The organism is Nioella sp., assembly GCF_964229645.1.
GTDB lineage: Bacteria > Pseudomonadota > Alphaproteobacteria > Rhodobacterales > Rhodobacteraceae > Nioella.
This window is the reverse complement of record NZ_CAXREX010000310.1, coordinates 1-8,870: the sequence shown is the minus strand read 5'-3', so window position 1 is coordinate 8,870 and position 8,870 is coordinate 1. Positions and strand designations below refer to the sequence as shown.

Annotated in this window: 10 protein-coding genes and 1 pseudogene; 7 read left to right on the top strand and 4 right to left on the bottom strand. The window is 64.4% G+C overall.

All coding sequences use genetic code 11. The annotated features are described in order from the left end of the window. Window positions 1-129, bottom strand: a pseudogene (locus ACEQXV_RS19400) (serine--tRNA ligase); the annotation flags it as partial. A 495-nt stretch (window positions 130-624) separates the two neighbouring features. Here ACEQXV_RS19400 and yajC point away from each other — a divergent pair. From yajC to ACEQXV_RS19375, 5 genes are read left to right on the top strand one after another with little or no spacing between them, the layout of a single operon-like run. Beyond that, window positions 625-906 (top strand): preprotein translocase subunit YajC, encoded by a 282-nt coding sequence (yajC, locus tag ACEQXV_RS19395; protein WP_370253332.1) that lies wholly within the window; start codon window positions 625-627, stop codon window positions 904-906. Between the two features lie 24 nt (window positions 907-930). Continuing rightward, window positions 931-2,595 carry a protein translocase subunit SecD gene (gene secD, locus ACEQXV_RS19390; protein ID WP_370270541.1) on the top strand — a complete coding sequence of 555 codons (1,665 nt, stop codon included), beginning with the start codon at window positions 931-933 and terminating at the stop codon, window positions 2,593-2,595. 4 nt (window positions 2,596-2,599) lie between these two features. After that, entirely contained in the window at window positions 2,600-3,583 is a 984-nt protein-coding gene (gene secF, locus ACEQXV_RS19385; RefSeq protein WP_370270540.1) for a protein translocase subunit SecF, read from the top strand. Beyond that, entirely contained in the window at window positions 3,576-4,328 is a 753-nt protein-coding gene (locus ACEQXV_RS19380; protein WP_370270538.1) for a TSUP family transporter, read from the top strand. The genes secF and ACEQXV_RS19380 overlap by 8 nt, the downstream gene beginning before the upstream one ends. 58 nt (window positions 4,329-4,386) lie before the next feature. Further along, complete coding sequence (locus ACEQXV_RS19375) at window positions 4,387-4,740, top strand: Mth938-like domain-containing protein (protein WP_370253327.1); 354 nt, start codon at window positions 4,387-4,389, stop codon at window positions 4,738-4,740. Between the two features lie 144 nt (window positions 4,741-4,884). Here ACEQXV_RS19375 and ACEQXV_RS19370 read toward each other — a convergent pair whose 3' ends face one another. The 3 genes from ACEQXV_RS19370 to ACEQXV_RS19360 are packed head-to-tail and all read right to left on the bottom strand — an operon-like array spanning window position 4,885 to window position 6,928. Then, window positions 4,885-5,574 (bottom strand): DUF1194 domain-containing protein, encoded by a 690-nt coding sequence (locus ACEQXV_RS19370; protein WP_370270536.1) that lies wholly within the window; start codon window positions 5,572-5,574, stop codon window positions 4,885-4,887. Continuing rightward, window positions 5,571-5,999, bottom strand: a complete 429-nt coding sequence (locus ACEQXV_RS19365) for a VOC family protein (RefSeq protein ID WP_370253324.1) — start codon at window positions 5,997-5,999, stop codon at window positions 5,571-5,573. The genes ACEQXV_RS19370 and ACEQXV_RS19365 overlap by 4 nt, the downstream gene beginning before the upstream one ends. Window positions 6,000-6,022: 23 nt before the next feature. After that, on the bottom strand, window positions 6,023-6,928 hold the full coding sequence (locus tag ACEQXV_RS19360) for a DUF817 domain-containing protein (RefSeq protein ID WP_370270535.1): 906 nt from the start codon (window positions 6,926-6,928) through the stop codon (window positions 6,023-6,025). A 91-nt stretch (window positions 6,929-7,019) separates the two neighbouring features. On the opposite strand from ACEQXV_RS19360, the gene thyX reads away from it, so the two are divergent. Together thyX and ACEQXV_RS19350 are read left to right on the top strand one after the other, a co-directional pair. Further along, on the top strand, window positions 7,020-7,925 hold the full coding sequence (gene thyX, locus ACEQXV_RS19355) for an FAD-dependent thymidylate synthase (RefSeq protein ID WP_370270533.1): 906 nt from the start codon (window positions 7,020-7,022) through the stop codon (window positions 7,923-7,925). Next, window positions 7,926-8,606 carry a DUF4145 domain-containing protein gene (locus tag ACEQXV_RS19350; protein WP_370270532.1) on the top strand — a complete coding sequence of 227 codons (681 nt, stop codon included), beginning with the start codon at window positions 7,926-7,928 and terminating at the stop codon, window positions 8,604-8,606. It abuts the gene before it with no gap. Window positions 8,607-8,870: the final 264 nt, after the last annotated feature.

Sequence of the window (8,870 nt, the reverse complement as noted above, 5' to 3'; positions counted from 1 at the left end):
TGCCGAGATGCAGGCGCGCCGCTCTTCGTCGAGCGCCAGGATGGCGGGCGATTGCGGCGGCAGGCCCCGGCGGGCGAGGGCGGCGTCGAAGGCGTCGGGGTTTTCGCGGATGGCGCGTATATCGTGCATGTCTGGGCCTCTGTGGGCGGGCGTTTCGGAGGTGATCTATGCCCCAAACCGCACCGGGTTTGAACCGGAAAATAGGGGGGCGCCCCCCGTACACCCCCTGTGCACCCCCCGTACACCCCCCGTGCAGACGGAATGGCCGTCAGTTCCTTCGCCAGGAGGGATCAATGCCTGGTGAGGCGGCCGACCATGGCGGCTTAACGAATGCTAAAAGAATTGGGTTTCCATCCAAGTCTCCCAACCTTTCAGGAAGCAAGACGCGCCCCATGTCATGTGGGGAAGAGGGGCAGGGTCACTGTGTCACTCATAATCGCTCACTCGTCCATTGCGTTTGACCGCTGACACACCATATGCCCATCAAAGCTGCCTTGGGGAGGGGCATTCGGACCTTGCGCGCCTTGCGCTTCCCCCCTCGCGCCAGTAACGTGCCGCCGATTTCACGGGGGCAGGACACAAAACAAAGGCCGCCCGTGCCACGGAACGAGAAGGACACCCCCCATGGAAGGCATCGCAGGATTCGTCCCCCTTATCCTCATTTTCGTGATCATGTATTTCCTCATGATCCGCCCGCAGCAGCAGCAGCGCAAGCAGCATGAGGCGATGATCGCCGCCCTGCGCCGTGGCGACCAGGTCATCACCTCGGGTGGCTTCCTGGGCAAGATCACCAAGGTCAAGGACGACGACGAGGTCGAGGTCGAACTGGCCGACAACGTCAAGGTCCGCGTCGTGCGCAACACCATCGTGCGCGTCGTCAACAAGACCGAACCGGCCGGCGAATAATTTCCGAGTAAACAAGGCGCGACGATGCTCAATATCCCCCTCTGGAACCGGGTTCTGATCTGGGGCGTCGTCGCCCTGGGGCTCGCCTTTGCGATGCCCAACCTGTTTTATCCCCGCGTGGAACGTCACAATGACGGGCTGGCTGCCGTAGAGGCAGGCCTGGCCAGCGCGGAAGACGTGGCCGAGGACGTGGCCGGCTGGCCGGGCTTCCTGCCCGCGACGCTGGTCAATCTCGGGCTCGACCTGCGCGGCGGCGCGCATCTGCTGGCCGAAGTGCAGGTCGAAGACGTCTATGCCGCGCGCATGGACGGGCTGTGGCCCGACGTGCGCGAGGTGCTGCGCGAGGAGCGCGAGACGGTGGGCACGATCCGCCGCCAGCCCTCGCCCGATGACGAGCTTTGGGTGCGCATCTCGCAGCCCGAAGGAATGGACGCCGCGCTGGCCGCCGTGCGCACGCTGTCGACACCGGTGTCCAGCCTGACGGGCGTCGGGGCCTCGACGCTCGATGTGCGCGCCGAGGGCGACGTGGTGATCGTGACCCTGTCGGAAGCCGAACGCGCCGCCACCGACGACCGCACCCTGCGCCAGTCGCTGGAAATCGTGCGCAACCGCGTCGACGAGGTCGGCACGCGCGAACCCACCATCCAGCGCGTGGGCGACCGCCGCATCCTGATCCAGGTGCCGGGCATCGGCAGTGCCGAGGAGCTCAAGCGCCTGATCGGCACCACCGCGCGGCTGACCTTCCACCCGGTCACCGGCCGGGGCGGCGAGGGCAACGTGGAAGCGGGCGCGCGGGAATTGGTGCTGCCCGACGTGGATGACGAGGGCGTGCTCTACCGGCTGGAACAGACCCCGGTGCTGACCGGCGAGGACCTGTCGGATGCGCAGCCGGGCTTTGACCAGAACGGCCTGCCCTCGGTCAATTTCCGCCTGAACACCTCGGGCGCGCGGACCTTCTGCGAATTCAGCCAGAACAACGTGGGCGCGCCCTTTGCCATCGTGCTGGACGAACACGTGCTGTCGGCCCCGACGATCCGCGAGGCGATCTGCGGCGGTTCGGGCCAGATCAGCGGCAACTTCACCGTGGAAAGCTCGACCGAACTGGCGGTGCTGCTGCGTGCAGGCGCGCTGCCTGCCGAGATGACCTTCCTCGAAGAACGCACCATCGGCCCGGAACTGGGCGCCGACAGCATCGCCGCGGGCGAGGTTGCCGCCGCCGTTGCCGGCATCGCGGTGCTGGTCTTCATGGTGGCGAGCTACGGGCTCTTCGGGGTCTTCGCCAATATCGCGCTGATGATCAACGTGGGCCTCATCTTCGGGCTTCTGTCGGCCATCGGCGCCACGCTGACCCTGCCGGGCATTGCCGGGATCGTGCTGACGATCGGTATGGCGGTCGACGCCAATGTGCTGATCTTCGAGCGTATCCGGGAAGAACTGAAGACCGCCAAGGGGCCGAGCCGGGCGATCGAGCTTGGCTACGAGAAGGCGCGTTCGGCGATCTATGACGCCAACATCACCACATTCATCACCGCGGTCATCCTCTACGTGATGGGCTCCGGTCCCGTCAGGGGCTTTGCCATCACCCTGGGGCTGGGGATCATCACCTCGGTCTTCACCGCGATCTACGTGACGCGGCTGTTGATCGTGATCTGGTTCGAACGCCGCCGGCCCAAGAAAATCGAGGTCTGATCCCATGCGTCTGAAGCTTGTTCCGTCCGAGACGAACTGGAATTTCTTCCGCATCGACACGGTCACCCTCGGGGCCTCGGTCGTGGCGATGATCGCCTCCATCGTGCTGTTTTTCATGGTGGGGCTCAATTTCGGGATCGATTTCCGGGGCGGCACCACGATCCGAACCGATGCCCATTCCCAGGTGGACGTGGCCGCCTACCGCGCCGCGTTGCAGGACCTGAACCTGGGCGACATCTCGATCACCGAGGTGTTCGATCCGACCTTCGACGAGGACGAGCACGTGACGCTGATCAACGTGCAGGCGCAGGATGGCGAAGAGGCCGTGAGCCCCGACACCATCGCCGCCATCGAGGCCGCGTTGCAGGTAGTCGATCCCTCGATCACCTTCCCCTCGGTCGAAAGCGTCGGCCCGACCGTGTCGGGCGAGCTGGTTCAGACCGCGATCATCGCGGTGGCGCTCGCGATCGGAGCGGTGCTGGTCTATATCTGGCTGCGCTTCGAATGGCAGTTCTCGCTTGGCGCGGTCATCGCGCTGATCCATGACGTGACGTTGACCATCGGCATCTTCTGCCTGCTGCAGATCCGTTTCGACCTGGCCATTATCGCGGCGCTGCTGACCATCGTGGGCTATTCGCTGAACGACACGGTGATCGTCTTCGATCGGGTGCGCGAGAACCTGCGCAAATACAAAAAGCTGGAGCTCAAAGAGCTGCTGAACCTGTCGATCAACGAGACCATGAGCCGGACGGTGATGACCTCGTTTACCACGCTGCTGGCGCTGATCGCGCTCTTCGTTCTCGGCGGCGACGTGATCCGTGGTTTCGTCTTCGCGATGATCTGGGGGATCGTCGTGGGCACCTACAGCTCGATCTTCGTGGCCTCGTCGCTGCTGATGCGGCTTGGGGTGAAGCGCGACTGGTCCAAGACCGAGGGCGGCGGCGGCACCGGGCCGGGCGGCACCCAGTTCGCCAATATCGATGCCTGAGATCATCGCCACGGCCCTGGCCACGCCGGGGCTTGTCTGGCTCTTGCTGACAATCGCCGCGGCGGGGATCGTGCGCGGGTTCACGGGCTTCGGCACGGCGCTGATCTTCGTGCCGGTGGCGGGCATATTCCTTGAGCCCGCCCATGTCATCGCGCTCATCACCCTGACCGGCGTGGCCAGCACCGCCGCGCTGCTGCCCCGGGCCTGGGGCCAGGCCGAACGGCGCGAGGTTGGCACGATGGGGCTTGCGGCGCTGGTGACGGTGCCGGTGGGGCTGTGGCTCTTGACGCTTCTGGACCGTGACACGGTGCGCTGGATCGTGGCGGGCGTGGCGGCGGTGACGCTGGCCGCGCTGATCGCCGGCTGGCGCTATCGCGGCCAGGTCGCGGTGCCGGGGCTTCTGGCGATCGGGGCGCTGGCGGGAGTCCTGGGCGGGCTGACGGGGCTGACGGGGCCTGCGGTCATCCTCTTCTACCTGGCCGGGCAGGGCGCGGCGGCGTCTGTCCGGGCCAACACGATCCTCTTCCTGGCCATGCTCGACGTGGTGGTGGTGGGCAACCTCCTGCTGCGCGGGGCGGTGGGGCTCGACACGGTCGTGCTGGCGGTCCTGCTGTCGGTGCCCTATTTCCTGACCTCGCTGATGGGCCAGGCGCTGTTTGATCCCCGACACGAGAGGCTCTATCGTGCTGCCGCCTATGCCGTGATCGGGCTGGCGCTGGTGACCGGGCTGCCGGTCTGGGAGTAAGGTGGCGGCGCGGGTGGCAGCAGGCGTTTTGGACGGACAGGACAGGCGAGGGCCGAAGATGCAGCTTACGGAAATCAGTTTTGGCGGAGCCCGGCCCATCGACGGCTACGGGCCGGGGTTTTTCCGCGTGGGCGGCGAGGTCTTCGAGGGCCACGTGCTGTGCCTGCCCGACGGGGTGCGGCTGTGGGGCGGGTTCGACACGCCCGAGGCATTGACGGCGCTGGCGGGCGCGCTGGACGTACTATTGATCGGAACTGGGGCCGACATGGCCCCGCTGCCTGCCCCCCTGCGCCGGGCGCTGGAGGACGCGGGCGTGGCGCCCGAGCCGATGGCGTCGCCCTCGGCGGCGCGGACCTACAACGTGCTGTTATCGGAAGGACGCCGGGTCGGCGCGGCGCTGCTGACGGTCTGAGCGGTTTCGGCGCCGTAGGCGCCGACCCGCGCGATCCGGCGCGGATCGCGGCCGTTTTCCGCAGCGGAAAACGGTTGGGGGCGCTGCCCCCGTCGCTGGCGCGACTCCCCCGGGATATTTTGGGAACAATGAAGGTGGGGCGGATCAGGGGGTGAGGGCCCCCAGGACCATGACCCGAAGCTCTCGTTCCAGCTTGCGGCGCATAGCCTCTTCGAAGGCGCTGTGATCGCGGGCGAATTCCACGAAGGCGCCGGGGCCGCGAATGACCTCGGTTTCGTAATAGTCGCGAATCTCGCGGCTGGCCCCGCCGATGGCGAGTCCGTTCACGGTGACGGAATCGAGCGGGAAATGTTCATAGGCGAGGCCCGGGGCGAAGCCGTCGTTGTTCTGGCCATCGCCGGCCACGTCGAGCGTGTGGAAGAAGCAGGGCGGGGCCTGGGCGAACATGGTCGATGCAAAGCCGATGGCATAGCCGATCGCGGTTGGAAATTCGCCCGTGGTGCGCGGAACGGTCTGGAGTTCCCGGACGATCTCAAGGACCTGCGTCTCGGAGGTCACGAGGCGCCAGTCCGAGATCACGTCCTGCTGGAAGCGGCCCGACCATTCGTAGACGGCCAGCGCCACCGGGCCGGGGCCGTTGAGGAGCGGGTCGAGCACCTCGGGCGACAGGAGGGCCGCGGCCAGCCCCTCGCGCTGGAGGCGATGCTCGGCCTCGTCGACGGAGGCAGAGACGTCGAGCGCCAGGAGAAGCGCCAGGCGGCAGTCCTGCGCCAAGGCGGCCGGGCTGGCCGCCAGTGCCCCCAGGAGGGCGGCTATGGCGGCGAGGACCCTCACCAGTGGCCGGTATTGCCCATGCTCTCCCACGGTTCGGCGGGAGGCAGGGGGTCGCCCTTTTGCAGCAGTTCGACCGAGACATTGTCGGGCGAGCGCACGAAGGCCATGCGGCCGTCGCGGGGCGGGCGGTTGATGACCACGCCGTTATCGGCGAGGTGCTGGCACATCTCGTAAATATTATCGACCTCGTAGGCGAGGTGGCCGAAATGGCGGCTGTCCGAAGGCAGGCCCTCGTCGCCATCCCAGTTATAGGTCAGTTCCACCGGGCATTCGGGCTGGCCCGGGGGCGCCATGAAGATGAGCGTGAAGCGTCCGCCCTCGTTCTCGTAGCGCCGGGTCTCGACCAGGCCCAGAAGCTGGTAGAAGGCCATGCTGGCCTCCAGGTCCTTCACGCGCACCATGGTATGGAGATACTTGATCGACATCTTTGGGGTCCCCTCGTTGCTCTTCAGGGGATGGTAGCGCGCCCGCGCTCGCTTGTCCCGTGGGGGCCGCGATAAATTTCTCGTGGGGCCGGGCGGACCGGATGGGGCTGCAGCTGGTCGCGGATCACCAGGGTGACGGTGACGAAGCTGACATAGAGCAGCAGATACCACGAGCCGAGCTTGCCGAGGCTGACCATGTCGAACTGGCCCTGGCCGGCATAGGCCCAGGTGCGCGTCAGCGTGCCGACATTCTCCGCGATCCAGATGAAGACCGCGGCCAGGCCGGCGGCAACCGGCAACGGCATCCAGCGCGGCTCGGTGCCGGGGAAGAACCAGATGCGCGTTCGCCAGAAGAGCAGGACGGTGGCCAGGAAGAGCCCCGAGCGGATGTCGGGCAGAAAGTGATGGGCGAAGAAATTGCCATAGATCGCGCCCGCCAGCAGAACGGTCGTCCAGTACGGCGGGTAGGGGGCGAATTCCATGTGGAAGATGCGGATCACCCGGGCGATGTAGCTGCCCACGCAGGCATACATGAAGCCGGAAAAAAGCGGCACGCCGCCCAGTTCGAAGATCCCCTGCTCGGGGTAGTCCCACGAGCCCTGCGCGAGCTTGAAGATCTCCATCACCGTGCCGGTGAGGTGAAAGAGCGCGATCACGCGCACCTCTTCCCATTCCTCCAGCTTCAGCCAGACGAAGGCGGCCTGGGTGAGCACGGCAAAGAGAAAGAGCCCGTCATAGCGCGACAGCGCCCAGTCCGGCTGCCATGTCAGCTTGGTCAGGATGATCGCGCCCAGGAACAGGATGCCGAAGAGCGCCGCCCAACCCTGTTTTAGCACGAACATGATGAACTCGGCCAGGTGGGGGTGCAGCCGGGCCCGTGCCCAATCGCCCATGCGCCGTTCCAGGAAAGCGGTGCCGCGGTCTGCCATACTCAAATCACCCCTTTATCTTGCGGTCCTGCGCCCCGGTGGGGCAAAATGTTGGGGAACGTGCGATTCCCCGAAGAAGAAAGAAAAAACGATGCCGCTCAGCGACGATCAATTGGCCGATATCACCGCAGCCCGCGAAAATGCGCAACCCACTTTGCGCGCCGTCGCGCCGGGGATGGAAAAGCACCTCTATACCGCGGTGCCGGTGCTCGATCATGGCTTCGTGCGGGTGGTCGATTACATGGGCGACGATGCGGCCATCGTGCAGGCGGCCCGCGTCAGCTACGGGGCGGGGACGAAAAAGGCCCGCGCTGACAGTGGCTTGATCCGCGACCTGATGCGGCACTGGCACTCCACCCCCTTCGAGATGTGCGAAGTGAAGCTGCATGTGAAACTGCCCGTCTTCGTGGCGCGCCAGTGGATCCGCCACCGCACCGCGAACGTGAACGAGTATTCCGCGCGCTACTCGATCCTCGACCGGGAATTCTACATCCCTGCGCCCGACGCGCTGGCGGCGCAGTCGGTGGTGAACAACCAGGGCCGGGGCGAGGTGCTGCAAGGGGAAGAGGCCGAACGCGTGCTGCGCATCCTCAAGGACGATTCGATGCGCGCCTATGACAATTACGAGGCGATGCTGAGCCAGGACGGCCAGCAGGGGCTGGCGCGCGAACTCGCCCGCATGAACCTGCCCGCCAATGTCTACACGCAATGGTATTGGAAGACCGACCTGCACAATCTCTTCCACTTCCTGCGGCTTCGGGCCGATGCCCATGCGCAGTATGAAATCCGCGTCTATGCCGAGGCGATTGCCGGCATGGTGCGGGACTGGGTCCCGGCGGCCTATGGCGCGTTCGAGGATTACCGGATGGGCGGGGTGAACCTGAGCGGCAAGGGCGTCGAGGTGATCAAACGGCGGCTGGCCGGCGAAGCGGTGACGCAGGAGAATTCGGGGATGAGTGCCGGGGAATGGCGGGAGTTTGTGGAGGTGTTTGGGTAGATGTCATTTCAGTTGACCTGCGGTCACTGCGGGGTCCGCTCAATATCTCGAGTCGTAGCACATTCGAAGATAACCTATAGCGGAACAGATTTCCGAATTGATTCCCTTGCGAAATGTGACAACTGCCACCGCTCCTCATTTGTCTCATTTCACGTAAATACTGGGTACATTTATGAATTCTCTGATTTTGAAAAGCAGGACGTAATAATAAGGGTCGAAGATTTGAGGCATGCGGAGTTGTTTCCAGTCAAAGAGAGCAATATCCCCGATTTTCTACCGAATGTATTAAAGGACGTTGTTGAGGACGCAGAATTTAATTATCACTCAAACAGATGGAAGACTGCAACCCAGCTTTATCTGCAGGCTCTAGAGTTTGCTTGCATTTTAATAGAATCGGATTTTGACGAAATATCAGCTCAACAAGCTTCAGCGCAAAAAACGGACATCACAAAGAGGATAAACTCTATCTTTGAAGGAGGCTCAATTTCAGCATCCCTGAAAGAGTGGGCGCATCAAATTCGAGTAATTGGCCAGTATCATAAGCATAGGTATGTCGAAGCAGACGAGGATGATTGCAAGGATGTTCGGGATTTTTTGGATAGTTTTTTGAGGTATTCATTTACAATTCCTGGTCAAATAAGCGCTCGCCGGGAACGAATTAGGTCAGCGAAGACAGCATAGGCCGATCGTTTCTGCCAACCGCTATTTGATACTTGTATGTTAGGCAACCTGGCCCCCCACTCAAGCCCCACCCCGCGCGGAATCAAGGCGACGCCGCCGCGCCATCGCCGACGCGCCCCCACGCGGAGGCGATTTGGGGGGCACCTGCGCGGACGATTGAGCTCACCCGGGCTTGGCAGGGATAACGCGCCCCGTGGAGAGGGCCGGATCGCCCCCGCGCGCGGCGGCGATGGCGCGGCTCGTCCGGCCCCCGGGGCTCCGCCC